This is a genomic window from Variovorax sp. ISS6, assembly GCF_056523145.1.
This window is the reverse complement of the sequence record NZ_JAWRZC010000001.1, coordinates 2,357,665-2,383,505: the sequence shown is the minus strand read 5'-3', so window position 1 is coordinate 2,383,505 and position 25,841 is coordinate 2,357,665. Positions and strand designations below refer to the sequence as shown.

Sequence of the window (25,841 nt, the reverse complement as noted above, 5' to 3'; positions counted from 1 at the left end):
CTTCTTGGATACCCTGTGCCTGCCCAAAAAAACGCTCACACAACCAAGGACAAGGGGAATCGAATGAAGAAGAAGTTGCCGATGGCGGCGTGGATCCTGATTGCCATGGTGCTCGGCATCATCCTCGGCTACATGATCTTCGCGAGCTTCCCGGACAAGGGAACCGCCAAGGAGATCGCGGGCTACGTCTCGATCGTCTCGGACGTGTTCCTGCGCCTGATCAAGATGCTGATCGGGCCGCTGGTGTTCTCCACGCTCGTGGTCGGCATCGCGCACATGGGCGACGCCAAGTCGGTGGGCCGGGTGTTCGGCAAGGCCATCGGCTGGTTCCTTACCGCCTCGCTGATCTCGCTGGTGATCGGCCTGGTGATGGCCAACCTGCTCGAGCCTGGCGCCAACCTGGGCCTGCCGCTGCCCGACATCGGCGCCTCGGCGAACCTCGCGACCTCCAAGTTCACCTTCAAGGACTTCGTGAGCCACACGGTGCCGAAGTCCTTCGTCGAGGCCATGGCCAACAACGAGATCCTGCAGATCGTGGTGTTCTCGATGTTCTTCGGCGTGGCGCTGGCCTCGCTCGGCGACAAGGCGAAGACGCTGGTCGCCGCCACCGAGGAGCTCTCGCACGCGATGCTGAAGATCACGGGCTACGTGATGAAGCTCGCGCCGCTCGCGGTGCTGGCCGCCATGGCCGCCACGGTGGCGGTCAACGGGCTGGGCATCCTGATCAAGTTCGCGGTGTTCATGCGCGACTTCTACCTCGGCCTGTTCGTGCTGTGGGGCGTGCTGATCCTCGCGGGCTTCACCTTCCTCGGGCCGCGCGTGTTCAAGCTCTTGGTGCTGATCAAGGAAGCCTTCCTGCTCTCGTTCGCCACCGCCAGTTCGGAAGCCGCGTACCCGAAGATCCTGCAGGCGCTCGACCGCTTCGGCGTCAAGCGCAAGATCTCGAGCTTCGTGATGCCGATGGGCTACTCGTTCAACCTCGACGGCTCGATGATGTACTGCACCTTCGCCGTGCTGTTCATCGCGCAGGCCTACAACATCCACATGCCGATCAGCACGCAGATCACGATGCTGCTGATCCTGATGCTCACCTCCAAGGGCATGGCCGGCGTGCCGCGCGCCTCGCTGGTGGTGATCGCCGCCACGCTCAACCACTTCGACATTCCCGAGGCCGGCCTGCTGCTGATCCTGGGCGTGGACACCTTCCTCGACATGGGCCGCTCGGCCACCAACGCGGTGGGCAATTCGATCGCCACCGCGGTGGTCGCCAAGTGGGAAGGCGAGCTGCTGCCGGAGAGCGAGGCCGAGCTCAACGCGGCCCGGCTCGACGAGGAAGCGGCCGCGACGCTCGCGCATCCGGCGCATGGCTGAGGCGATGCACGGCATGACAACGATGCCTGGCAGGACCGCCCTGGCCTGCGCGGCCCTGCTGCTCGCGGCCGGCGCGGTGCAAGCCCAGGAGCTTCTCACCGGCACGCTCGCCAAGGCGCGCGCCAGCGGCGCCATCACCATCGGCTACCGCGAATCCTCGGTGCCCTTCTCCTTCCTCAACACGCGCAAGGAACCGGTCGGCTATTCGATCGAACTGTGCCGCGAGCTGGTCACGGCGATCGGCAACGCGGTCGACCGCACGCTCGCGATCCGGTGGGAACCGGTCACCTCCGACTCGCGCTTCGACGCGGTCACGAGCGGCAAGGTCGACCTCGAATGCGGCTCGACCACCAGCAACCTCGAACGCCAGAAGCGCGTGAGCTTCTCGCCGACGATCTTCGTCTCGGGCACCAAGGTGCTGGTGAAGAGGGGCACGCCGATCGCCTCGTTCCGCGACCTCGCGGGCCGCAAGGTGGCTGTGACGGCCGGCACCACCAACGAGAAGACGCTGCGCGATCTCTCCGAGAAGTTCAAGCTCGGCATCCAGCTGCAGGTGGCACGCGACCATGCCGAGTCCTTCGCGCTCGTGAAGAGCGGCCAGGCCGATGCATTCGCGACCGACGACGTGCTGCTCTACGGCCTGATCGCGCAGGAGAACGCCCAGGCCGACTACCGCGTGGTCGGCGACTTCCTCTCCTACGACCCCTACGGGATCATGTACCGCAAGGGCGATCCGCAGCTCGCGAAGGTGATCAACGACAGCTTCCAGGTGCTGGCCGAGGACGGCGAGATCGAGCGCCAGTACAAGCGCTGGTTCCTGCGCAAGCTGCCCACGGGCGCCAGCCTCGACCTGCCGATGAGCGCGCAGCTCGAGACGATCATCAAGACGATGTCGGTGAAGGCCGAGTAGCCGGGGCCGCTTTCAGCGCGCCGGCCACTCCCAGCGCGGAATCTCGCTCATGTCGAGGTTCGCGATGCGGGTCTCGCCCAGGCGCTTCTCGAGCACCACCGACTGCAGCTCGACGCCACCCGCGGCCGCCTCCTCGAGCGCGGCGATCAGCCGCGAGGCATGCGACACCACGATCACCTGCGACTCGCGCGCCGCATGCGCGATCAGCCGGCCGAGCGCGGGCAGCAGGTCGGGATGCAGGCTGGTCTCGGGTTCGTTGAGCACCAGCAACGCGGGCGGGCGCGGCGTGAGCAGCGCCGCGATCCACAGCAGGTAGCGCAAGGTGCCGTCGGACAGCTCGGCGGCGGTCAGCGCGCGCAGCAGGCCGTGCTGGTGCATCAGAGTCTGGAAGCGGTCGCCCGCGGCGTCGATCTCGATGCGCGCGCCCGGAAAGGCGTCGTCCACGGCGCGATCGAGCGCCTCGCCGTCGCCGATCTCGCGGATGGTCTGCAGCGCGGCGGCGAGGTCGGCACCATCGTTGGCCAGCACCGGCGTGCGGGTGCCGAGCTGCGGCTGGCGCGCCGGCGCCTCGGCGTCCGAGCGGAAGTGGTCGTAGAAGCGCCAGGAGCGCATCTGCTCGCGCAAGGTGAGCATCTCGGGCGCATCGCGCGGGTCGGCATGCTCGGTCATCATGCTCGCGAAGGACGGGATCGGCCGGCCCACCGGCTGCCAGCCTCGGCCGTCGCGCAGCCGCAGCGAGGCGCCCTTGCGGTCGACCAGCTGCGTGGACGGCCGCAGCAGCGGACCGGCCCAGATGGCCTCGTGCTTGATCTCGGGGTCGCGCGAGAAGGCGGTCGAGGGAATCGGCGGCGGCAGGCCGATGTCGATCGCGTAGCCGAAGTCTTCGGCGCTGGCGCCCGCGAAGCCCAGCTTCAGCGCGACCGGTTCGCTGCGCGTGGTGCCCTGCACCGGCATCTCGCCGCGCAGCATGGCGGCCGAGAAGCGCTCGGGCCCGGCCCACAGCGTGGAGGACAGCCCGCCCTCGCGCACCAGCGAACGGATCGCGCCGCCGTTGGCGATCTCGGCCAAGAGGCGCATGGCGCGGTAGACGCTCGATTTGCCGCTGCCATTGGGCCCGGTGACCACGGTGAGCCGCGCGAGCGGCACCGTGAGCTGGCGCAGCGAGCGGTAGTTGGCGATGGCGAGCGCGGACAGCACGCGCCGCGAAGCCCCCTCAGGCGCCGGCCAGTTCGTCGGCGCGCGCCTGCGCCTGTCCAAAGTCGAGGTCGCCCGAATAGATGGCGCGGCCGCAGATCACGCCCTCGACGCCTTCGGACTCGACCGCGCAGAGCTGGTCGATGTCGGCCATGTTCGACAGGCCGCCCGAGGCGATGACGGGGATGCTCAGCGCGCGCGCGAGCTTGACCGTGGCGTCGATGTTGATGCCCGACAGCATGCCGTCGCGGCCGATGTCGGTGTAGATGATCGACTCGACGCCGTAGTCCTCGAACTTCTTGCCCAGGTCGGCCACCTCGTGGCCCGTGAGCTTGCTCCAGCCGTCGGTGGCGACCTTGCCGTCCTTGGCGTCGAGGCCCACGATGATGTGGCCGCCGAAGGCGCTGCAGGCGTCCTTGAGGAAGCCCGGGTTCTTCACGGCGGCGGTGCCGATGATCACGTAGCGCAGGCCGTCGTCGATGTAGCGCTCGATGGTGTCGAGGTCGCGGATGCCGCCGCCGAGCTGCACCGGGATGTCGTCGCCGACCTCCTTCAGGATCGCCTTGATCGCCGCGTGGTTCTGCGGCTTGCCCGCGAAAGCCCCGTTCAAGTCGACCAGGTGCAGGCGCCGGGCGCCCGCCTCGACCCACTTGCGCGCCATGGCCGCGGGGTCTTCGCTGAAGATGGTGGACTGTTCCATGTCGCCTTGTTTCAGGCGTACGCAATGGCCGTCTTTGAGGTCGATCGCTGGGATGAGGAGCATGAAAGTGACGCGAGAGTGCAACGAAAGGGCGCCGGCCGGCGGCGCCCGGTCAGGGGAACGAGGTGATCAGGGATTCCAGTGGAGGAAGTTTCGGTAGAGCTGCAACCCGTGGTCCGCACTCTTCTCCGGGTGGAACTGGGTGGCAAAAATGTTATCGCGTGCGATGGCGGCGGTAAAGCATGCCCCGTATTCGGCTTCGCCCACGCTGTGGCGCGCATCGACCGGCCGCGCATAGAAGCTGTGCACGAAATAGAAGTGGCTGCCGTCGGGCACCCCGGCCCACACCGCGTGCGGCTGCGCCTGGCGCACCTGGTTCCAGCCCATCTGCGGCACCTTGAAGCGGCTGCCGTCGGGCTGCAACCGACCTTCGAGCTCGAAGCGGACCACCTCGCCCGGAATCAGGCCGAGCCCGTCGGTCGGTCCCTCGTCGCTGCGCGACAGCAGCATCTGCATGCCCACGCAGACGCCGAACAGCGGCTTCGTCGCCGCGGCCTCGAGCACCGATTCGAGCAGGCCCGAATCGCGCAGCTCGCGCATGCAGTCGGGCATGGCGCCCTGCCCCGGCAGCACCACGCGCGTGGCCTTGCGCACCACCTCGGGATCGGAAGTCACGAACACCTCGACGCCGACCTGGTCGGCGGCATGGCGCACCGCCTGCGCGACGGAGTGCAGATTGCCCATGCCGTAGTCCACCACGGCGACGGTGTTGGCGTTGTTTGCTACAGTTTTCATAGCTTCAATGACAGGCGGAGCGTGCGATGGCACGCTGTTCCGCTTGCAGGATCAGAGCGAGCCCTTGGTCGAGGGAATGACGCCGGCCGAACGCGGATCGAGCTCGAGCGCGGCGCGCAGGGCGCGGGCGAAGGCCTTGAACACGGTCTCGCACTGGTGGTGCGCGTTGACGCCCTTGAGGTTGTCGATGTGCAGCGTGACGAAGGCGTGGTTCACGAAGCCCTGGAAGAACTCGTAGGTGAGCTGGCTGTCGAAGGCGCCGATCATCCCGCTGGTGAAGGGCACGTGCATCTCGAGGCCGGGCCGGCCCGAGAAGTCGATGACCACGCGGCTGAGCGCCTCGTCGAGCGGCACGTAGGCATGGCCGTAGCGGCGGATGCCCTTCTTGTCGCCCACGGCCTTGGCCACGGCCTGGCCCAGCGTGATGCCCACGTCTTCCACCGTGTGATGGCCGTCGATGTGCAGGTCGCCCTGGCAGTCGATCTCGAGGTCGATCAGCCCGTGGCGGGCGATCTGGTCGAGCATGTGGTCGAAGAAGCCGATGCCGGTGGCCAGCTTGGCGCGGCCGGTGCCGTCGAGGTTGACGCTGACGGTGATCTTCGTCTCGGCGGTATTGCGCGCGACCGTGGCGGTGCGCGCGGCGAGGGCGTCGGGGGTGGCCGCGGGAGCGGCTTGGGGGGTGGTCATAGTGAGGCTTCGAGCGCCGCGAGCATCCTGGCATTCTCGTCGGCCGTTCCGACGGTCAGGCGCAGGCAGTTCGCGAGCAGTTCGTGCATTTTAGAAACGTTCTTCACCAGCACCCCGCGCGCCTTCATGCCGTCGAAGGTGCGGGAAGCATCGGGCACGCGCAGCAGGATCATGTTGGCGTCGCTGGGCCAGACCTTGACGCCCGGCAGCCGGCCGAGCCCCATCATCAGCCGCTCGCGCTCCTCGCGGATCTGCTTCGCCTGGGCCTCGAACACCTCGGCATGCTCGAGCGCGAACAGCGCGCACTCGCAGTTCAGCACGCTGACGTTGTAGGGCGGGCGCACCTTGTCGATCTCGGCGATCAGCGCGGCCGGGCCCATCAGGTAGCCCAGCCGGATGCCGGCCAGGCCGAACTTGCTGAGGGTGCGCATCAGCAGCACGTGGCGGTGCTTCGCGAGGCGGTCGATGTAGCTGCGCGCGGCGAAGGGCTGGTAGGCCTCGTCGATCACCACCAGGCCGCCCTGCGCGCCCTGGGCCTCGACGATCTTCTCGAGCACCGCGTCGTCCCAGAGGTTGGCGGTCGGGTTGTTCGGGTACGCCAGGTAGACGATGGCCGGCTTCTCGCGCGCGATCGCGGCGAGCATGGCGGCCTCGTCGAGCTCGAAGTCGGCCGTGAGCGGCACGCCCACGAAGCGCAGGCCCTGGAGCTGGGCGCTCATGGCGTACATGACGAAGCCCGGCAGCGGTGCCAGCACGCTGGCACCCGGCAGGTCGCAGGCGATCGCGAGCAGCGAGATCAACTCGTCCGAGCCGTTGCCCAGCACCAGCGAGAAGCCCTCGGGCAGGCGCGCCTGCGCGGCCAGCGCGCGCTGCAGGTCGGCGCCGCGCTCGCCCGGGTAGCGGTTGAGCGCCAGCGCGCCGAGCCGCGCGCCGAGCTCGGCCTGCAGCGCGGGCGGCAGGCCGAAGGGGTTCTCCATCGCATCGAGCTTGACCAGGCCGCGCGCGTCCTGCACGGCATAGGCATGCATGGCGCGCACGTCGGCGCGGATGCGCTGGAGCGCGGGAACGGGGGCGGTGGTGTCGGACATCGGGAGCTCGGAGAAAAAACGGTCGATGGAAAAAATCAGGAAGCGCAGCGGAAGCTGTTCTGCAGCGCGGTCGACATCACCAGCTGCACCGGCATGTCGGCCTCGTAGAGCTCGGCATTGCGCTTGAGCTCGGCCTCGAACAGCGAGCGTGCCATCGAGGGCTCGAGCCGGCGGCCGTCGACGCAGAACAGCGGCTTCTGGCCCGCGCGGCGCGCGGCATCGCCAGCCTCGCGCAGGCCCTCGAGCACGCCCACGAGGTAGTAGCTGGCGTAGGCCTTGCCCTGCTTCTTCTCCTTCACCTCGAGGGTGTGGAACTCGCGGATGCTCATGGCCTGCGCGCCCAGGCTGGCCGCGGCCAGCGCGAGCGGCAGCAGCAGGAGACGCATGCGCTGCATGGCGGACCTCACTTCGCGTAGCGCGGCGGCGGCGCGTAGCCGGTCGCGCCGTCGGCCGGGAAGGCATTGGGCTGCGCGGCATCGGGGCCACGGCGCGGACGGCGCGGGGCGTCGGGCTGCGCGATCTCGAACAGCGCGGCGCCGAGGATGCCGATGTTGCGCGCGTCGCCGGCCTCGGTGTTGGCGGCATAGGCGCGGCCCGGCGTGGCGAAGCGGAAGGCCGCGACCTCGGACTGGCTCTTGCGGAAGCCCTCGATGTCGATCACCTGCAGCGGCCGCAGCACGTAGCCGCCGTTGCGCAGGCTGCCGGGCTTGCCGTTGAGCACGTCGAGGCCGTCGACCGTGGCGATCACCTCGTAGCTGCGGTCGCTGAGGTTGCGAAAGCGCAGCGTGTAGCGCGCGCCCTCGGCGCCCGCGAGGCGGAAGTTCTCGTCGCCACCGCTGCCGCGGCGCGCGCGCTGCAGCGGGATCGCGCGGCCCGATTCGTCGATCACCGACCATTCGACGTCGCCCTGCGCCAGCTGCAGGTTGAGCCGGCGCTCGGGGTTGGCGCCGACGCCGCGGCGCACGCTGGCGGCGTCGTTGTAGCCGATGGAGGCGACCTCGTCGGGCTGGTCGGGCGTGTAGCGCTGGACCTGCACGCTGCGCGTGTTCGATTCACGGCCCTCGCCCCACTGGGTGCCGAGGCGCGGCGCCGGTGCGGCGGCGGCGGCCGTGCTCGGCACCGCCTCGGCCTGGCTCTGGGTCTGGGTGCGCGGCATCGGGGTGCAGGCCACGAGCAGCGCGGCACCGGCCAGCAGGCCGAGGGCGAACTTGAACAGGCGCGAACGACGCAGACGTTGATTCATCATCAGGCTTGCTCCTCCCGAGCGGGTTGTGGACGGAAACGGAATCCGGACCGGACGCGCGGGCGCGCCCCTCAAAGCTTGCGCAGCCGCATGCGCGCGGCCTCGGCGTGGCCCTGCAGGCCCTCGCCCTCGGCCAGCGTGACGGCGATCGGCCCGAGCACCTGGGCCCCGGCCTCGCTGACCTCGATCAGGCTCGAGCGCTTCTGGAAGTCGTACACGCCCAGCGGGCTCGAGAAACGCGCGGTGCCGCTGGTGGGCAGCACGTGGTTCGGGCCGGCGCAGTAGTCGCCGAGGCTCTCGCTGGTGAAGGCGCCGAGGAAGATCGCGCCGGCGTGGCGCAAGAGCGGCTCCCAGCGCTGCGGCTCGCTGCTGCTGACCTCGAGGTGTTCGGGCGCGATGCGGTTGCTGATCTCGCAGGCCTCTTCCATGCTCTTCGTGTGGATCAGCGCGCCGCGGCCGTTGAGCGAGGCGGCGATGATCGCCGCGCGCGGCATGGCCGGCAGCAGGCGGTCGATCTCGGCCTGCACGCGGTCGATGTAGGCGGCGTCGGGGCACAGCAGGATGCTCTGCGCGAGCTCGTCGTGCTCGGCCTGGCTGAACAGGTCCATCGCCACCCAGTTGGGCGGCGTGCTGCCGTCGGCCAGCACCAGGATCTCGCTCGGGCCCGCGATCATGTCGATGCCCACGGTGCCGAACACGCGGCGCTTGGCGGCGGCCACGTAGGCATTGCCGGGACCGGTGATCTTGTCGACCGCGGGAATGGTCGCGGTGCCGTAGGCCAGCGCGGCCACGGCCTGCGCGCCGCCGATGGTGAAGGCGCGCGTGACGCCGGCCACGTAGGCGGCCGCCAGCACCAGCACGTTGCGCTCGCCCTTGCCGGACGATTCGCCGCCGGCGCCGCCGGTGGCGACGCTGCCCTTCACTGGAGTCGGCACGACCATGATGATCTCGCCCACGCCGGCCACGTGGGCCGGAATCGCGTTCATCAGCAGGCTCGACGGATAGGCCGCCTTGCCGCCGGGCACGTAGATGCCGACGCGATCGAGCGGCGTGACCTTCTGGCCCAGCAGCGTGCCGTCGGCGTCGCGGTAGCTCCAGCTCTCGCCCGAGGCCTTCTTCTGCGCCTCGTGGTAGCTGCGCACGCGGTCGGCCGCGGCCTGCAGTGCCTCGCGCTGCACGGCGGGCAGCGAGTCGAAGGCCTGCTTGAAGTCGGCTTGCGTCAGTTCGAGTTCGCTCACGGCGGTGGCACCCAGGCCATCGAAGCGGCGCGTGTACTCGAGCACGGCCGCGTCGCCGCGCGCCTGCACGTCGGCCAGGATGTCGGCCACCGTCTTCTCGATCGCGGCATCGGCATCCGCGGACCAATGCAGCCGCGCCTTGAATTCAGCATCGAAGCTGGCTGAAGTCGTGGACAGTCGGGCGGGGGCTGCTTGCAGGGTCATTTGGCGAAGTGCGGTTCGAGGGATCAGGCGGAGGGAATGGCCGACGCGAAGGCGTCGATGATGCGGCGGATGGGTTCGCGCTTGAGCTTGAGCGCGGCCTGGTTGACGACCAGTCGCGCGCTGATGTCCATGATGCGCTCGACCTCGACCAGCTGGTTGGCCTTGAGCGTGTTGCCGGTCGAGACCAGGTCGACGATGGCGTCGGCCAGGCCGGTCAGCGGCGCGAGCTCCATGCTGCCGTAGAGCTTGATCAGGTCGACGTGCACGCCCTTGCTGGCGAAGAAGTCGCGCGCCAGGCCCACGTACTTGGTCGCGACCTTGAGGCGCGAACCCTGGCGCACGGCCGAGGCGTAGTCGTAGTCGGCGCGCACGGCCACGCTGAGGCGGCAGGCGGCGATGCGCAGGTCGAGCGGCTGGTACAGGCCCTGGTTGCCGTGCTCGAGCAGCACGTCCAGGCCGGTCACGCCGAGGTCGGCGCCGCCGTACTGCACGTAGGTCGGCACGTCGGAGGCACGCACCAGCACCACGCGCACGTCGGGGCGGGTGGTGCCGAGAATCAGCTTGCGCGACTTCTCGGGGTCTTCCGTGACCTCGATGCCGGCGGCGGCCAGCAGCGGCATGGTCTCTTCGAAGATGCGGCCTTTGGAAAGCGCCAGGGTGATCATGCGATGGCTCCGGTCACGCGTTCGATGTCGGCACCCAGGCCGCGCAGCTTGGCTTCCATGCGGTCGTAGCCGCGGTCCAGGTGGTAGATGCGGTCGACCAGGGTCTCGCCCTCGGCCACCAGGCCGGCGATGACCAGGCTGGCCGAGGCGCGCAGGTCGGTCGCCATCACGGTGGCGCCCGAGAGCTGCTGCACGCCCTCGACCATCGCCACCTTGCCCTCGACGTGGATGCGCGCGCCCAGGCGCACCATCTCGTTCACATGCATGAAGCGGTTCTCGAAGATGGTCTCGGTGACCATCGAGGCGCCGTGCGCGATCACGTTGAGCGCCATAAACTGCGCCTGCATGTCGGTCGGGAAGCCCGGGTATTCGGTGGTGCTGAAGCTCTGGGCCTCGAGCTGTTCGGCCCCCTTCGAGGCGATGCGGATGCCGTCCTGCTCGCAGCCCACTTCGCAGCCGGCGTCGCGCAGCTTGTCGATCACCGCGTCGAGGTGGTCGCCGCGCGCATGGCGCAGCAGGGCCTCGCCGCCCGCGACCGCCACGGCGCACAGGAAGGTGCCGGCCTCGATGCGATCGGCCACCACGGCGTGCTCGCAACCGTGCAGCTTCTCCACGCCCTGGATGCGGATGTGGCTGGTGCCGTGGCCCTCGATCTTCGCGCCCATGCGGATCAGCATCTCGGCCAGATCGACGATCTCGGGCTCCTGCGCGGCGTTCTCGAGCAGCGTCTCGCCCTCGGCCAGCGCGGCGGCCATCAGGAAGTTCTCGGTGCCGGTGACCGTGACCATGTCGGTCAGGATGCGCGCGCCCTTCAGGCGCGTGCGGCCCGCGGGCAGGCGCGCGACCATGTAGCCGTGCTCGACCACGATCTCGGCGCCCATGGCCTGCAGGCCCTTGATGTGCTGGTCGACCGGCCGCGAGCCGATGGCGCAGCCGCCCGGCAGCGACACCTTGGCGTGGCCGAAGCGCGCCAGCAGCGGGCCCAGCGCCAGCACCGAGGCGCGCATCGTCTTCACGAGTTCGTACGGGGCCTCGGGGCGGGTCAGGTCGCCGGCGTTCAGGCGCACCGTGCCGTTGTCGTCGCGCTCGGCCGACACGCCCATGTTGCGCACCAGCTTGAGCATGGTCGACACGTCCTGCAGGCGCGGCACGTTGTGCAGCACCACGGGCTGGTCGGTCAGCAGGGCCGCGCACAGCTCGGGCAGCGCGGCGTTCTTGGCGCCGGAAATGAGTACTTCGCCGCGGAGCTGGCGCCCGCCGCGAATCAGGAGTTTGTCCATCGAAGGTCCAGCGAGTGGCTCGCAAAGGGCCCGCAGGCCCGGAGAGTTATTTTTCAGCCGCCGCCCATTCGGACGGCGTGTAGGTCTTCATCGAGAGCGCATGCACCTCGTCGGTGTGCATTTTCGCACCGAGGGTGGCGTAGACCCGCTGATGGCGCTGGATCGAGCGCTTGCCCTCGAATTCGGCCGAGACGATGGTGGCGTACCAATGTCGGCCGTCCCCCTCGAGCGCGATGTGCTCGCACGGCAGGTGGGACTGGATGATGGCCTTGAGTTGGTCTGCGGTCATGGAGTGTGGGGTGGGCCGTTCAGCCTCGGATTTTGTAGCCGATCTTCAGCAGGTGGACCGCGATCGCGCTGACCACGAGCCAGGCGCTGCCGACGATCCCGAAGCTCAGCCACGGCGAGGCGTCGCTGACGCCGAAGAAGCCGTAGCGGAAGCCGTCGATCATGTAGAAGAAGGGGTTCAGGTGGCTCACCGACTGCCAGAACGGCGGCAGCGAGCCGATCGAATAGAACACGCCCGACAGGAAGGTCATGGGCATGATCAGGAAATTCTGGAACACGGCCATCTGGTCGAACTTCTCGGCCCAGAGCCCGGCGATCAGGCCCAGCGTGCCGAGCATGGCCGAGCCGAGCAGCGCGAACACCAGGATCCAGACCGGCGCCGCGAAATCCGGCATGGCGAAGAAGATCGTGACCAGGAACACGCCGAGCCCCACCGCCAGCCCGCGGATCACCGAGGAGCCCACGTAGGCCAGGAACCAGCCCCAGTGCGACAGCGGCGTGAGCAGCACGAACACGAGGTTGCCCATGATCTTGCTCTGGATGATCGAGGACGAGCTGTTGGCGAACGCGTTCTGCAGCACGCTCATCATCACCAGGCCCGGGATCAGGAAGGCGGTGTAGCCGACGGTGCCGTAGACCTTCACGTGGTCCTCGAGCACATGGCCGAACACCATCAGATAGAGCAGCGCGGTGAGCACCGGCGCGCCGACGGTCTGGAAGCCGACCTTCCAGAAGCGCAGCGTCTCCTTGTAGAGCAGCGCGCGCCAACCCGTGACAGCCATCATCGCGCGACCTCCAGCGGCGTCTGCTCGCCCGCCATCAGGTCGATGAACACGTCTTCCAGGTCGGCCTTGCGCATTTCCACGTCTTCCACCGCCACGCCGGCCTGCCGGATGGCGGCCAGCAGTTGTTCGACCTCGTGCGCGTTCTGCGCCGGCAGCTGCACGATGCGGCCCGTGATGCGCGCATGCTGGGCGATTTCCCAGGGCAGCATCGCATCGGTCTTGAAGCGCAGCACGTTGCTCGCGGCCGACTTCAGCAGCTCGCTGGTGCGGTCCAGCGCGATCACGCGCCCGAGCTTGAGCATCGCGATGCGGCTGCACAGCGCCTCGGCTTCCTCGAGGTAATGGGTGGTCAGCAACACCGTGCTGCCCTGCTTGTTGAGCCGCGCGACGAACTGCCACAGCGTCTGGCGCAGCTCGACGTCGACGCCCGCGGTGGGCTCGTCGAGCACGATCACCGGCGGCTTGTGCACCAGCGCCTGCGCCACCAGCACGCGGCGCTTCATGCCGCCCGAGAGCTGGCGCATGTTGGCGGTGGCCTTGTCGGCCAGGCCCAGGCTCTGCAGCAGCTCGTCGATCCAGGCCTCGTTGTTGGTGATGCCGAAGTAGCCCGACTGGATGCGCAGCGACTCGCGCACGTTGAAGAAGGGGTCGAACACCAGCTCCTGCGGCACGATGCCGAGCTGGCGGCGGGCCTGGGCGTAGTCGCGCTGCACGTCGAAGCCATGCACGCGGATCGACCCGGCGGTGGGCCGCGACAGGCCAGCGAGCATGCTGATCAGCGTGGTCTTGCCGGCCCCGTTGGGACCGAGCAGGCCGAAGAACTCGCCGGGCTCGATGTCGAAGCTGACCTCGTCGACCGCCCGCAGCCCGGTCTTGCCCTGGGCCCGCTGCTGTCGTGAGGGAGGATAGGTCTTGGAGACCGATTGGAATGAGATCGCGGGCATGGGAGGCCGGGATTTTAAGGGCGCGGGTCCTCCAGCGCAGTTCGTGCGGGAATGCAAGCCCGGCGGACCCTTAAGGACCGCGAGGCCGGTTGGGGTCAGAATCGCGCCCGACGCCGGGCGGGGCACCGCCACCGCCGGCCGTCGCAAGGAGCCCTCGTGATGCGATCGTTGCACCGTCCTCCCCGGCCCTGGCTGGCCGCCGGAGTCCTGGTTCTTGCAAGCCTGCTGTCCGCCTGCGGCGGTGGAGGCGGCGGTGGTGGGGGCGGCGGCCTGCCCATCGTCGGGGGCAACCCGCCGACCAACACCACGGCCGAACTGCCCTCGCGCGAAGCCCTGATCGCGCGCGCCCGGTCGCTGGAACTCGCCACCCCCTACGTGCCGCCGCCCGGCAACGTGCTCGAGCACAACACCTCGGGCTATGCCAAGGCGATGTGCTCGGCGGTCTTCATCACCGGGCTCGACCCGGACGTCGCCGCCGAGACCGTCGGCTACTTCGTCGGGCCCTATTCGGAGCGCAAGAAGGTCGGCAAGCCGGTGGTCGACCGCGCGAAGCGCGAAGTGCGCATCGCCATCCCGGGCGGGCCCACGCTGACCGCGCGCCAGTTCGGCTCGCAAGGCTGCGTGACGCTGCCGCCAGGGCGCGACGACGTCTTCTTCACCCCGCTGGAGGTCAAGAGCGCGCTGCCCGACCCGTCCACCCAGCCCTGGCCGATGGGCGACGTGCTGCCGAGCACCCCGTTCCCGGCCAACGTGAACATGACCAAGGTGAACCAGGCCGTGAGCGCCGCCTTCGGCGTGCCCGAGGCCTACACCTCGGCCTTCGTGGTCACGCACAAGGGGCGGATCCTCGCCGAGCGCTACATGCCGGGCATCGGCCCGACGACGCCGCTGGAGTCGTGGTCCATGGGCAAGAGCGTGGTGGCCACCATGATGGGCGTGCTGATCCGGCAGGGCGTCTACACCCTCGACCAGCCGGCACCGATCCCCGAGTGGCAGGGCGAAGGCGACGGCCGCCAGAAGATCCGCATCTCGGACCTGCTGCACATGTCGAGCGGGCTGCGCATCAAGGCGCCCGACGATCCGGACTTCGACCCGAACGGCACCTACCCCGACCACATCTACTTCTACACGGGGCGCATCAACGCCTTCAACTACGCCGCCACGCGGCCGCAGCAATGGCAGCCCAACCTCGTGGGCCGCTACCGCAACACCGATCCCGTGCTGGCCAGCTACCTGGTGCGCCTCGCGGTCGAGAAGCGCGGCGAGGAGTACCTCTCGTTCCCGCAGCGCGAGCTGTTCGACCGGATCGGCATCCGCTCGATGGTGCTGGAGACCGATCCCTACGGCAACTTCCTGGCACAGGGCTACGACTTCATGTCGGGCCGCGACTGGGCGCGGCTGGCCAACCTGTACCTGCAGGACGGCGTCTGGAACGGCGAGCGCATCCTGCCCGAGGGTTTCGTGAATTTCGTGCGCACCGTGGCGCCAGGCTGGGCGGCCGACAAGCGACCGATCTACGGCGGCTTCTTCTGGCTCAACGGGACGATGAACAACACCACAGCGTTCCCGGTGCCGACCTCGGCCTACTACATGCTGGGCGCGGACGGACAGGTGGTGCTGATCGTGCCCTCGCACGACCTGGTGGTGGTGCGCATCGGGCACTCGAAGGGCGCGCCGGCCTATGGCCGGCCGCTGAACGATGCGTTGAAGCTGCTGATGGAGGCGATTCCCGCCTCCTGAGGATGAGGAGCGCCCTCAGGGCGCGGCCGGCAGCAGTCCGGCGATGCCGTAGAGCGCCGCCAGCTCGCGCAGCCGCGGCGACAGGCCCTTCACCGCGAAGCCGCGCCCGAGCGCGCTGGCCTCGCGGCGGCATTCGAGCAGCACCGCCAGCGCCGACGAGTCGAACTGCACCAGCGCGCTGGCGTCGACCACGGTGGCGGAGGCGTCGCCCTGACCGGCGAGGCCCTTCTGCAGCATGCGCATGCAGGCGGGCGCCTCGTCGTGCGTGAGCTTCGTCGGCAGGACCAGCATGGCCTCGGCTCCTTCTCGATGGACCCGGCCGGGCTCAGCCCTTGCCGCCGCCCTTGTTGCGGGCCGCCAGCGCGGTGATCAGGCCGTCGATGCCGCGGGCGTTGATCTCCTGCGAGAACTGGGTGCGGTAGGTATCGACCAGCCACACGCCGAGCACGTTGAGGTTGTAGACCTTCCAGCCGCCGCCCTGGCCGGGCGTCTTCTCGAGGCGGTAGTCGAGCTGGACCGGGTCGCCGCGGCCGCGGACCTCGGTGCGCACCAGCACTTCCTTGTCGTCGGGCGAACCGCGGTACGGGCGCACCGTGACGGTCTGGTCGCTCACCTGGTCGAGCGCGCCGGCATAGGTGCGCACCAGCAGGGTCTTGAACTCTTCCTGCAGGCGCTTCTGCTGCTCGGGCGTGGCCTGGCGCCAGGCCGGGCCGACAGCCGAGGCGGTCATGCGCTGGAAGTTGACGTTCGGCATGATCTTGCTGTCGACCAGCAGCATGATCTTGTTGACGTCGCCGGCCTTGATCGAGGTGTCGGCCTTGATGGTCTCGAGCACGTCGGTCGACAGCCGCTTGACCAGCGCGTCGGGCGCTTCGTCCGCGGCCTGCGCGGGGCGCACGAAGGCGACGCCGGCGCCGATCAGCAGCGCGCCGGCCAGCACCAGGCGGCCGAGGCTGCGTCGTTGAATCAAGGTCTGGGTTTTTGTCATGATCGTGAGTCCCTCTGGTTGAATCTGCCGCGCGGCCCTTCGAAAAAGAGAGCAGCCGCGCCAAGTCTGGAACGGTTTCGACAGGCTACCGGCCTACCGGGTTCCTGAACGTCGGATGAAGCCTGCAACCGGATGCAAGCGAAGGCCGTGGCCTCCTGACCTCGAAAAGCCGCGCTCCGGGCAGCGGCAAAGGCCTACTTGCCGTCGCCGCCCTTGGCGCCGTCCTTGGGGTCGATGTCCTCGCGCTCGTCGGGCGGGTTGCCGTCGTAGATGTCGCTGCGGCGGTGCTGCAGATAGGCGTCGCGCGTGAAGGTGTACTTGTCGAGCGCCGCATCGTCGAGCAGGCGGCCGGCGCGCAGGTACTTGGCACGGGTGTCGACCAGGTTCAGCACGTTGAGCGAATTGCGCCACGCCACGTCGTTCATGTGCGAGATCGGATCGCCCCAGCGGTCCACCGGCAGCGCCGCGGCATCGCGCACGGTCGAAGGGCCGAGCAGCGGCAGCACGAGGTACGGACCCGAACCCACGCCCCAGTAGCCGAGCGTCTGGCCGAAATCCTCGTCGTGGCGGTCGATGCCCGCCTCGGTGGCGATGTCGAGCAGGCCGCCGAGACCGAAGATCGTGTTGACGTTCAAACGCATGAAGGTCTGGGCGCTGTTCTGCACCTTGCCCTGCGCGACGTTGTTGGCGAGGTTCCAGACGTCGCCCACGTTGTTGAAGAAGTTGGTGACACCGGTGCGCACCAGCGAAGGCAGCACGCGGGTATAGGTGGTGGCCACCGGCACGAGCACGTTCTCGTCGACGGTGTCGTTGAAGCGGGTCACGCCTCGGTTGAAGGGCTCGAACGGATCGAGCGGATTGGCCTGCGGGCCGGTGGCGCACGCGGCGAGCACCGACAGAAGAGCAGAAATGCCCATCCAGCGGGCATAGGTCGCTATGTTCTTCATAGCATTCGACATGGGGTGACGGTTTTTCATTTCTTGTTGGTGTTGGCCGGCGTGGAACTCCCCTCGGCGGCCTTGCTGTAGAGGAACTGGCTGATCAGGTTCTCGAGCACCACCGCCGATTGGGTGGCGGTGATCGTGTCGCCGGCCTGCAGGTTCTTCTCCTCGACACCCGCCTCGATCCCGATGTACTGCTCGCCGAGCAAGCCACTGGTGAGGATCTTCAGCGAACTGTCCTTGGGAAAACTGTAACGGTTTTGCAAAGCCAGCGTCACGTCGGCCTGAAATGTCTTGTCGTTGAACGAGATCGATTGCACGCGGCCGATCACCACGCCGGCGCTCTTGACGGCCGTCTGCGGCTTGAGGCCGCCGATGTTGTCGAAGCGCGCGGTGACGGTATAGGTCTTCTGGAAGTTCAGGCTCAGCAGATTGGCCGACTGCAGCGCGAGGAACAGCAGCCCGGCCGCCCCGAGCAGCACGAACAGGCCGACCCAGATGTCGTTGTTGGAACGTTGCATGGTTGCACTCTCTATCTAGAACGATCGGGGCGAGCCCCTTCAGATACTGAACATCATGGCGGTGAGCAGGAAATCGAGCCCCAGCACCGACAGCGAGGCCGCCACCACGGTGCGGGTGGTGGCGCGCGACACGCCCTCGGGCGTGGGTTGCGCCTCGTAGCCCTGCAGCAGCGCAATGAAAGTCACGGTGAAGCCGAACACGATGCTCTTGATGACGCCGTTGCCGACATCGCGCCAGACATCGACGCCCGCCTGCATCTGGCCCCAGAACGCGCCGGGATCGACGCCGAGCATCAGCACGCCCACCACGTAGCCGCCGAGGATGCCGACCGCGCTGAACACGGCCGCCAGCAGCGGCATGGTGATCACGCCGGCCCAGAAGCGCGGCGCGAGGATGCGCTGCACCGGGTCGACCGCCATCATCTCCATGGCGCTGAGCTGCTCGCCGGCCTTCATGAGGCCGATCTCGGCCGTGAGCGAGGTGCCGGCGCGGCCCGCGAACAGCAGCGCCGCCACCACCGGCCCGAGCTCGCGCACCAGGCTCAGCGTGACCAGCAGGCCGAGCGCCTCGGAGGAGCCGTAGCGCTGCAGCGCGTAGTACATCTGCAGCCCGAGCACGAAGCCCACGAAAAGACCCGACACCGCGATGATCGCGAGCGAGTAGTTGCCGAGGAAATGGATCTGGTCGCGCACCAGCGCGAAGCGGCGCAGGCTGCGCGAGCCCTGGAAGGCCAGCCGCATGAACAGCTTGGCACCATGGCCGAGATCGGCCAGCTTGCTGCGCACGGCGAAGCCGACGTCGCGCGGGTTCCACCAGCTCATGGATGGCCTCCATGCGCGGGACCGAAATCGTCCTCGATGCTGACGCCCGGATAGTGGAAGCGCACCGGCCCGTCGGGCAGCGCATGCACGAACTGGTGCACCAGCGGATCGCTGCTGTTGCGCACCTCGTCGGGCGTGCCCTGCGCGGCGATGCCGCCGTTGGCGAGCACGATCACCTGGTCGGCGATGCGGAAGGTCTCTTCCACGTCGTGCGACACGATGATGCTGGTGAGTCCCAGCGTGTCGTTGAGCTGGCGGATCAGCCGCGCCGCGGTGCCGAGCGAGATCGGGTCGAGGCCGGCGAAGGGTTCGTCGTACATCACGAAGTCGGGGTCGAGCGCGATCGCGCGCGCCAGCGCCACGCGCCGCGCCATGCCGCCCGAGACTTCGCTGGGCAGCAGGTCGCGCGCGCCGCGCAGGCCGACGGCGTCGAGCTTCATCAGCACGATGTCGCGCACCAGCGCCTCGGGCAGTTCGGTGTGTTCGCGCAGCGGAAAAGCCACGTTGTCGAGCACGCTCATGTCGGTGAACAACGCGCCGAACTGGAACAGCATGCCCATGCGGCGCCGCGCTGCATAGAGCGCGGTGGGGTCCATGCGGCCGACGTCCTGGCCGTCGAACAGCACCTCGCCGCGCTGGGCGCGCTGCTGGCCGCCGATCAGGCGCAGCACGGTGGTCTTGCCGCCGCCCGAGGCGCCCATGAGCGCCGTGACCTTGCCGCGCGGCAGCGAGAACGAGACGCCATCGAGGATCGCGCGCGCGCCATAACCGAAGCGAACGTCGCGAAACTCTACGAAGGGCTGTGGCTGTGCGGCTGGGTCCATCTCAATAAAAAAGCCGGGCGCCCTGAGGAGGCATCCCGGCATGCGGTTTCCGCGGATGATAAAGGAGCCGCGAGAAGCCCCGCCGAATTGAAACAAATTTCAGCCGTGGCAGCCTGCTCCGTTTGGAGGAGAAGCCCGCCGCCCTGGAGACGGCGGGCGCGGTGCCCGGAATCAGCGCGGCAGGTCGCTGAAGCCCATCAGGAACTCGTCGACCGAGCGCGCGGCCTGGCGACCCTCGCGGATCGCCCAGACCACCAGCGACTGGCCACGGCGCATGTCGCCGGCGGCAAAGACCTTCGGCACGTTGGTGGCATAGCCACCGATGAAGTCGACGCTGGCCTTCGCATTCCCGCGCGCATCCTTCTCGACGCCGAAGGCATCGAGCACGGTCGCCACGGGGCTCACGAAGCCCATCGCGAGCAGCACGAGGTCGGCCTTGAGCACCTGCTCGCTGCCGGCCACTTCCTGCATCTTGCCGTCCTTCCATTCGACGCGAACGGTCTTCAGGCCGGTGATCTTTCCCTTCTCGCCGATGAACTCCTTCGTGGAGATCGCGAACTCGCGCTCGCAGCCCTCGTCGTGGCTGGAGCTGGTGCGCAGCTTGATCGGCCAGTAGGGCCAGGTCAGCGGACGGTTCTCTTCCTCGGGCGGCTGCGGCATCAGCTCGAACTGCGTGACGCTCACGGCGCCATGGCGGTTGCTGGTGCCCACGCAGTCGGAGCCGGTGTCGCCACCGCCGATCACGATCACGTGCTTGCCATCGGCGCGCAGCTGGCCCTTGACCTTGTCGCCCGCGTTGACGCGGTTCTGCTGCGGCAGGAACTCCATCGCGAAATGAATGCCGTCGAGGTCGCGGCCGGGCACGGGCAGGTCGCGCGACTGCTCGGCGCCGCCGGTCAGCAGCACGGCGTCGAAGTCCTTCTGCAGCTGCTCGGGCGTGACGCTTTCCTTCGCCAGGTTGGTGACCTTCGAGCCCTTGCCCAGCGGATCCTTGGCGGCACCGACGACCACGCCGGTGCGGAACACCACGCCCTCGGCCTTCATCTGCTCGACGCGGCGATCGATGTGCGACTTCTCCATCTTGAAGTCGGGGATGCCGTAGCGCAACAGGCCGCCGATGCGGTCGTTCTTCTCGAACAGCGTCACATCGTGGCCCGCGCGCGCGAGCTGCTGGGCGGCGGCCATGCCGGCCGGGCCCGCGCCCACCACGGCGACCTTCTTGCCGGTCTTGTGCTTGGCCACGCGCGGCGCGACCCAGCCTTCGTCCCAGGCGCGGTCGATGATGGCGTGCTCGAGCGACTTGATGCCGACCGCGTCGTCGTTCACGTTGAGCACGCAGGCGGCCTCGCAGGGCGCGGGGCAGATGCGGCCGGTGAACTCCGGGAAGTTGTTGGTCGAGTCGAGCACCGCGAAGGCGTTGCGCCAATCGTTGCGGTACACCAGGTCGTTGAAGTCCGGAATGATGTTGTTGACCGGGCAGCCGCTGTTGCAGAACGGCGTGCCGCAGTCCATGCAACGCGCGCCCTGCACCTTCGCCTGGTCGGCGTCCAGGCCGACGACGAATTCCTTGTAGTGCTTGAGCCGCTCCTCGACCGGGCGATAGCCCTCCTCGATGCGCTCATGCTCCAGAAAACCGGTGATCTTTCCCATCGTGCTGTTCCTTCGTTGTGTCTTCGTTCACCCGCGCCTTCAGGCGGCGGCCGGCACCGTCTTGGGCGCGGCGGCGATCGCATGCGGCTCGAGGCCGACGTGCGCGTTGTTGCCGGTGCTGGTGAGCTCGACCTTGCGGTCGTGCAGCTCGGCCAGGGCGCGCTTGTACTCGTTGGGGAAGACCTTGACGAACTTGGTGCGCGACACGGCCCAGGTGTCGAGCAGCTCGCGCGCGCGCTTGCTGCCGGTCCAGCGGTGGTGGTCCTCGAGCAGCTTCTTCAGCTGGGCCTCGTCGGTCTCGCCGCCGTGCCAGATCTTGCGGTGCACGCTGGCGGTCTGCTCGGCCGAGGTCAGCACCTTGTCGAGCGAGACCATCGCCATGTTGCAGCGCGAGGCGAACTGGCCGTCCTCGTCGTAGACGAAGGCCACGCCGCCGCTCATGCCGGCCGCGAAGTTGCGCCCGGTCTTGCCGAGCACGGCCACCGTGCCGCCGGTCATGTACTCGCAGCCGTGGTCGCCCGTGCCTTCGATGACCGCCGTGGCGCCCGACAGGCGCACCGCGAAGCGCTCGCCGGCCACGCCGCACAGGTAGGCCTCGCCGGTGGTCGCACCGTACAGCGCGGTGTTGCCGACGATGGTGTTGCGCGCGGCCTCGCCGCGGAAGTCGAGGCTGGGGCGCACTACCACGCGGCCGCCCGACAGGCCCTTGCCGGTGTAGTCGTTGGCGTCGCCGATCAGGTACAGCGTGATGCCGCGCGCCAGGAAGGCGCCGAACGACTGCCCGCCCGTGCCCTCGAGCTGGATGCGGATCGAGTCGTCGGGCAGGCCCTGCGGATGCACCTTGGTCAGCGCGCCCGAGAGCATCGCGCCCACCGAGCGGTTGACGTTGCGCGCCACCTCGATGAACTGCACCTTCTCGCCCTTGTCGATCGCGGGACGCGACTTCTCGATCAGCCGGACGTCGAGCGCCTTGTCGAGGCCGTGGTCCTGGTTCTCGACATGGAAGCGCGAGACGTCGGCCGGCACGTTCGGCAGCGCGAACAGGCGGCTGAAGTCGAGGCCCGAGGCCTTCCAGTGCTCGATGCCCTTGCGCATGTCGAGCAGGTCGGCGCGGCCGATCATGTCGTCGAACTTGCGGATGCCGAGCTGGGCCATGATCTGGCGCACTTCCTCCGCGACGAAGAAGAAGTAGTTGACGACGTGCTCGGGCTTGCCCGAGAACTTCTTGCGCAGCACCGGGTCCTGCGTGGCCACGCCCACCGGGCAGGTGTTGAGGTGGCACTTGCGCATCATGATGCAGCCCTCGACCACCAGCGGCGCGGTGGCGAAGCCGAACTCGTCGGCGCCCAGCAGCGCGCCGATGGCGACGTCGCGGCCGGTCTTCATCTGGCCGTCGGCCTGCACGCGGATGCGGCTGCGCAGGCGGTTGAGCACCAGCGTCTGCTGCGTTTCGGCCAGGCCGATTTCCCACGGGCTGCCCGCATGCTTGATCGACGACCAGGGCGAGGCGCCCGTGCCGCCGTCGTGGCCGGCGATCACGACGTGGTCGCTCTTGCACTTGGCCACGCCCGCGGCGATGGTGCCGACGCCGATCTCGCTGACCAGCTTCACGCTGATGCTGGCGTGCGGCGCGGTGTTCTTCAGGTCGTGGATCAGCTGGGCCAGGTCCTCGATCGAGTAGATGTCGTGGTGCGGCGGCGGCGAGATCAGGCCCACGCCCGGCACCGCGTAGCGCTGCTTGCCGATGTACTCGGTGACCTTGCCGCCCGGCAGCTGGCCGCCCTCGCCCGGCTTCGCGCCCTGGGCCATCTTGATCTGGATCTGGTCGGCCGAATGCAGGTACTCGGCCGTGACGCCGAAGCGGCCCGAGGCCACCTGCTTGATGCGCGAGCGCAGCGAGTCGCCGTCCTTCAGCGGCAGGTCGACCTCGACGTTCTCGGCGCCGATCACGCTGCGCAGCGTGTCGCCCTGCTTGATCGGGATGCCCTTGAGCTCGTTGCGGTAGCGCGCGGGGTCTTCGCCGCCCTCGCCGGTGTTGCTCTTGCCGCCGATGCGGTTCATGGCCACGGCCAGCACCGAGTGCGCCTCGGTGCTGATCGAGCCCAGCGACATCGCGCCGGTGGCGAAGCGCTTGACGATGTCGGCGGCCGACTCGACCTCGTCGACCGGAATCGCCTTCGCCGGATCGATCTTGAACTCGAACAGGCCGCGCAGCGTGAGGTGGCGGCGGTTCTGGTCGTTGATGAGCTGGGCGTATTCCTTGTACGTGTTCCAGTTGTTGGCGCGCGTGCTGTGCTGCAGCTTGGCGATCGCGTCGGGCGTCCACATGTGCTCCTCGCCGCGCGTGCGCCAGGCGTATTCGCCGCCGGCGTCGAGCATGCTGGCGAGCACCGGATCGTCGCCGAAGGCGGCCTTGTGCATGCGGATGGCTTCCTCGGCGATCTCGAACACGCCGATGCCTTCCACGCGGCTGGCGGTGCCGGTGAAGTACTTGCTGACGGTCTCGCTGTTCAGGCCGATGGCCTCGAACAGCTGGGCGCCGCAGTAGCTCATGTAGGTGCTGACGCCCATCTTCGACATGATCTTCGACAGACCCTTGCCGATCGCCTTCACGTAGTTGTAGATCGCCTTCTCGGCGCTCAGCGCGCCCGGCAGGTCGGCGTGCATGCCGGCCAGGGTGTCCATCGCGAGGTAGGGATGGACCGCCTCGGCGCCGTAGCCCGCGAGCACGGCGAAGTGGTGCACCTCGCGCGCCGAGCCGGTCTCCACCACCAGGCCGGCCGTGGTGCGCAGGCCCTCGCGCACCAGGTACTGGTGCACGGCCGACAGCGCCAGCACGGCGGGGATCGCGACCTGCGTCGGGCCGACGCCGCGGTCGCTCACGATCAGGATGTTGTGGCCGCCCTTGATGGCATCGACGGCTTCGGCGCACAGCGAGGCCAGCTTGGCTTCGACGCCTTCGTCGCCCCAGGCGAGCGGGTAGGTGATGTCGAGCACGTAGCTCTTGAACTTGCCCTGCGTGTACTTGCCGATGTCGCGCAGCTTCGCCATGTCGGCGAAGTCGAGGATCGGCTGGCTCACCTCGAGCCGCATCGGCGGGTTGACCTGGTTGATGTCGAGCAGGTTGGGCTTGGGGCCGATGAAGGACACCAGCGACATCACGATGGCTTCGCGGATCGGGTCGATCGGCGGGTTCGTGACCTGGGCGAACAGCTGCTTGAAGTAGTTGTACAGCGGCTTGTTCTTGCTCGAGAGCACGGCCAGCGGGCTGTCGTTGCCCATCGAGCCGATGCCCTCTTCGCCGGCCTGCGCCATCGGGCTCATCAGGAACTTGATGTCTTCCTGGGTGTAGCCGAAGGCCTGCTGGCGGTCGAGCAGCGCGACCTGCGAGATCGGCGCGGCGACCGGCTCGGCCTGCACGCTGTCGAGCTTGATGCGCAGGTTCTCGATCCACTGCTTGTACGGCTTGCTGTTGGCGAGGGTGGCCTTGACCTCCTCGTCGTCGATCATGCGCCCTTGCTCGAGGTCGATCAGGAACATCTTGCCGGGCTGCAGGCGCCACTTGCGCACGATCTTCTGCTCGGGCACGGGCAGCACGCCCGACTCCGAAGCCATGATGACGAGGTCGTCGTCGGTCACGCAGTAGCGCGAGGGACGCAGGCCATTGCGGTCGAGCGTGGCGCCGATCTGGCGGCCGTCGGTGAACACGATCGAGGCCGGGCCGTCCCAGGGCTCGAGCATGGCGGCGTGGTATTCATAGAACGCGCGGCGGCGCGGGTCCATGGTGCTGTGCTGTTCCCAGGGCTCGGGAATCATCATCATCACGGCCTGGCTGATCGGGTAGCCGGCCATCGTCAGCAGCTCGAGGCAGTTGTCGAAGGTGGCGGTGTCGGACTGGCCCGCGAAGCTGATCGGATAGAGCTTCTGCAGGTCGGCGCCGAGCACGGGCGAGGACATCACGCCCTCGCGCGCCTTCATCCAGTTGTAGTTGCCCTTGACCGTGTTGATCTCGCCGTTGTGCGCGACGTAGCGGTACGGGTGGGCCAGCGGCCACTCGGGGAAGGTGTTGGTCGAGAAGCGCTGGTGCACCAGGCCCAGGGCCGAGACGCAGCGCTTGTCCTGCAGGTCGAGGTAGTAGGTGCCGACCTGGTCGGCGAGCAGCAGGCCCTTATAGACCACGGTGCGGCTCGACATGCTCGGAACGTAATATTCCTTGCTGTGCTTGAGCTTCAGGCGCTGGATGTTGGCGCTCGCTGTCTTGCGGATCACGTAGAGCTTGCGTTCCAGCGCGTCCTGCACGATCACGTCGTTGCCGCGGCCGATGAAGACCTGGCGCAGCAGCGGTTCCTTTTCGCGCACGGTGGGCGACATCGGCATGTCGCGGTTGACCGGCACGTCGCGCCAGCCCAGCAGCACCTGGCCTTCGGCCTTGATCGCGCGTTCCATTTCCTGCTCGCAGGCCTGGCGCGAGGCGTGTTCCTTCGGCAGGAAGATCATGCCGACGCCGTACTCGCCCGGCGGGGGCAGCGTGACGCCCTGCTTGGCCATCTCGTCGCGGTACAGGTGGTCGGGCAGCTGGATCAGGATGCCGGCGCCGTCGCCCATCAGCTTGTCGGCGCCCACCGCGCCGCGATGGTCGAGGTTCTCGAGGATCTTCAAGCCCTGCAGCACGATGGCGTGGCTCTTCTCGCCCTTGATGTGGGCCACGAAGCCGACGCCGCAGGCATCGTGCTCGTCGGCACCGGAATACAGACCGTGTTGTTGGAGATGTTGAATCTCGGCAGCCGTCGTCATGGCGCACTCCTTCAGTTTTCGCAGGGATTGGGAGCATATTGCGATGCACAAAGAATGCCAAACACTTTAATAGGGGTCAGATTCCGATTAAATCTTGAGTTTTCTTGTCAGAATTTAATTGGGGACACATCAAATTAGATAGCGAAAGACAGCCACTGGACGGCGGTTT

At 68.1% G+C, this 25,841-nt stretch carries 24 protein-coding genes; 3 read left to right on the top strand and 21 right to left on the bottom strand.

All coding sequences use genetic code 11. From position 1 onward, the window contains the following. Positions 1–63: 63 nt before the first annotated feature. Both AC1HIL_RS10885 and AC1HIL_RS10880 read left to right on the top strand, forming a co-directional pair. Positions 64–1,371: a dicarboxylate/amino acid:cation symporter gene (locus tag AC1HIL_RS10885; protein ID WP_057595260.1), complete on the top strand. Its 1,308-nt coding sequence runs from the start codon at positions 64–66 to the stop codon at positions 1,369–1,371. Between the two features lie 13 nt (positions 1,372–1,384). Further along, positions 1,385–2,281: an amino acid ABC transporter substrate-binding protein gene (locus AC1HIL_RS10880; RefSeq protein WP_409976502.1), complete on the top strand. Its 897-nt coding sequence runs from the start codon at positions 1,385–1,387 to the stop codon at positions 2,279–2,281. A gap of 12 nt (positions 2,282–2,293) precedes the next feature. On the opposite strand, the gene AC1HIL_RS10875 is transcribed toward AC1HIL_RS10880, so the two are convergent. The 13 genes from AC1HIL_RS10875 to AC1HIL_RS10815 form a co-directional block, all read right to left on the bottom strand. Further along, positions 2,294–3,478, bottom strand: coding sequence for an AAA family ATPase (locus AC1HIL_RS10875; protein ID WP_261209856.1), 1,185 nt, complete (start codon positions 3,476–3,478; stop codon positions 2,294–2,296). A gap of 16 nt (positions 3,479–3,494) precedes the next feature. Continuing rightward, a complete protein-coding gene (gene hisA, locus AC1HIL_RS10870) occupies positions 3,495–4,238 on the bottom strand; it encodes a 1-(5-phosphoribosyl)-5-[(5-phosphoribosylamino)methylideneamino]imidazole-4-carboxamide isomerase (RefSeq protein ID WP_261209853.1) in 744 nt (247 codons plus the stop codon). A gap of 66 nt (positions 4,239–4,304) precedes the next feature. Next, on the bottom strand, positions 4,305–4,970 hold the full coding sequence (hisH, locus tag AC1HIL_RS10865; protein ID WP_261209851.1) for an imidazole glycerol phosphate synthase subunit HisH: 666 nt from the start codon (positions 4,968–4,970) through the stop codon (positions 4,305–4,307). A gap of 51 nt (positions 4,971–5,021) precedes the next feature. Beyond that, complete coding sequence (gene hisB, locus AC1HIL_RS10860) at positions 5,022–5,657, bottom strand: imidazoleglycerol-phosphate dehydratase HisB (protein ID WP_203204635.1); 636 nt, start codon at positions 5,655–5,657, stop codon at positions 5,022–5,024. Beyond that, positions 5,654–6,745: a histidinol-phosphate transaminase gene (hisC, locus tag AC1HIL_RS10855; protein WP_479671775.1), complete on the bottom strand. Its 1,092-nt coding sequence runs from the start codon at positions 6,743–6,745 to the stop codon at positions 5,654–5,656. Before hisC ends, hisB begins: the two co-directional genes overlap by 4 nt. Before the next feature lie 35 nt (positions 6,746–6,780). After that, positions 6,781–7,140, bottom strand: a complete 360-nt coding sequence (locus AC1HIL_RS10850) for a hypothetical protein (protein WP_479671774.1) — start codon at positions 7,138–7,140, stop codon at positions 6,781–6,783. 8 nt (positions 7,141–7,148) lie between these two features. After that, positions 7,149–7,991 carry a hypothetical protein gene (locus tag AC1HIL_RS10845; RefSeq protein ID WP_479671773.1) on the bottom strand — a complete coding sequence of 281 codons (843 nt, stop codon included), beginning with the start codon at positions 7,989–7,991 and terminating at the stop codon, positions 7,149–7,151. Positions 7,992–8,059: 68 nt separating this feature from the next. Continuing rightward, complete coding sequence (gene hisD, locus AC1HIL_RS10840; RefSeq protein WP_479671772.1) at positions 8,060–9,430, bottom strand: histidinol dehydrogenase; 1,371 nt, start codon at positions 9,428–9,430, stop codon at positions 8,060–8,062. A 23-nt stretch (positions 9,431–9,453) separates the two neighbouring features. Further along, entirely contained in the window at positions 9,454–10,095 is a 642-nt protein-coding gene (hisG, locus tag AC1HIL_RS10835) for an ATP phosphoribosyltransferase (protein WP_057596768.1), read from the bottom strand. Beyond that, a complete protein-coding gene (murA, locus tag AC1HIL_RS10830) occupies positions 10,092–11,375 on the bottom strand; it encodes a UDP-N-acetylglucosamine 1-carboxyvinyltransferase (RefSeq protein WP_296741234.1) in 1,284 nt (427 codons plus the stop codon). Before murA ends, hisG begins: the two co-directional genes overlap by 4 nt. A gap of 46 nt (positions 11,376–11,421) precedes the next feature. Then, positions 11,422–11,664 carry a BolA family protein gene (locus AC1HIL_RS10825; protein ID WP_057596770.1) on the bottom strand — a complete coding sequence of 81 codons (243 nt, stop codon included), beginning with the start codon at positions 11,662–11,664 and terminating at the stop codon, positions 11,422–11,424. Between the two features lie 19 nt (positions 11,665–11,683). After that, positions 11,684–12,448, bottom strand: a complete 765-nt coding sequence (locus tag AC1HIL_RS10820; protein WP_261209832.1) for an ABC transporter permease — start codon at positions 12,446–12,448, stop codon at positions 11,684–11,686. Further along, positions 12,445–13,392: an ABC transporter ATP-binding protein gene (locus AC1HIL_RS10815; protein ID WP_057596772.1), complete on the bottom strand. Its 948-nt coding sequence runs from the start codon at positions 13,390–13,392 to the stop codon at positions 12,445–12,447. The genes AC1HIL_RS10820 and AC1HIL_RS10815 overlap by 4 nt, the downstream gene beginning before the upstream one ends. Before the next feature lie 159 nt (positions 13,393–13,551). On the opposite strand from AC1HIL_RS10815, the gene AC1HIL_RS10810 reads away from it, so the two are divergent. Further along, complete coding sequence (locus AC1HIL_RS10810) at positions 13,552–15,132, top strand: serine hydrolase domain-containing protein (RefSeq protein ID WP_261209828.1); 1,581 nt, start codon at positions 13,552–13,554, stop codon at positions 15,130–15,132. A 15-nt stretch (positions 15,133–15,147) separates the two neighbouring features. Here AC1HIL_RS10810 and AC1HIL_RS10805 read toward each other — a convergent pair whose 3' ends face one another. From AC1HIL_RS10805 to AC1HIL_RS10770, 8 genes are all read right to left on the bottom strand, one after another. Then, positions 15,148–15,423, bottom strand: a complete 276-nt coding sequence (locus tag AC1HIL_RS10805; RefSeq protein ID WP_261209826.1) for an STAS domain-containing protein — start codon at positions 15,421–15,423, stop codon at positions 15,148–15,150. Positions 15,424–15,457: 34 nt separating this feature from the next. Beyond that, entirely contained in the window at positions 15,458–16,120 is a 663-nt protein-coding gene (locus AC1HIL_RS10800; RefSeq protein ID WP_261209824.1) for an MlaC/ttg2D family ABC transporter substrate-binding protein, read from the bottom strand. Between the two features lie 194 nt (positions 16,121–16,314). Then, positions 16,315–17,067, bottom strand: coding sequence for an MlaA family lipoprotein (locus tag AC1HIL_RS10795; protein ID WP_296783034.1), 753 nt, complete (start codon positions 17,065–17,067; stop codon positions 16,315–16,317). Positions 17,068–17,093: 26 nt separating this feature from the next. Beyond that, positions 17,094–17,582, bottom strand: a complete 489-nt coding sequence (gene mlaD, locus AC1HIL_RS10790) for an outer membrane lipid asymmetry maintenance protein MlaD (protein WP_057596777.1) — start codon at positions 17,580–17,582, stop codon at positions 17,094–17,096. A gap of 39 nt (positions 17,583–17,621) precedes the next feature. After that, on the bottom strand, positions 17,622–18,404 hold the full coding sequence (gene mlaE, locus AC1HIL_RS10785; RefSeq protein ID WP_261209820.1) for a lipid asymmetry maintenance ABC transporter permease subunit MlaE: 783 nt from the start codon (positions 18,402–18,404) through the stop codon (positions 17,622–17,624). After that, positions 18,401–19,228 carry an ABC transporter ATP-binding protein gene (locus AC1HIL_RS10780; RefSeq protein WP_261209818.1) on the bottom strand — a complete coding sequence of 276 codons (828 nt, stop codon included), beginning with the start codon at positions 19,226–19,228 and terminating at the stop codon, positions 18,401–18,403. The genes mlaE and AC1HIL_RS10780 overlap by 4 nt, the downstream gene beginning before the upstream one ends. 171 nt (positions 19,229–19,399) lie before the next feature. Further along, positions 19,400–20,878 carry a glutamate synthase subunit beta gene (locus AC1HIL_RS10775; RefSeq protein ID WP_413764360.1) on the bottom strand — a complete coding sequence of 493 codons (1,479 nt, stop codon included), beginning with the start codon at positions 20,876–20,878 and terminating at the stop codon, positions 19,400–19,402. Positions 20,879–20,917: 39 nt separating this feature from the next. Beyond that, positions 20,918–25,672, bottom strand: a complete 4,755-nt coding sequence (locus tag AC1HIL_RS10770; RefSeq protein WP_479671771.1) for a glutamate synthase-related protein — start codon at positions 25,670–25,672, stop codon at positions 20,918–20,920. Positions 25,673–25,841: the final 169 nt, after the last annotated feature.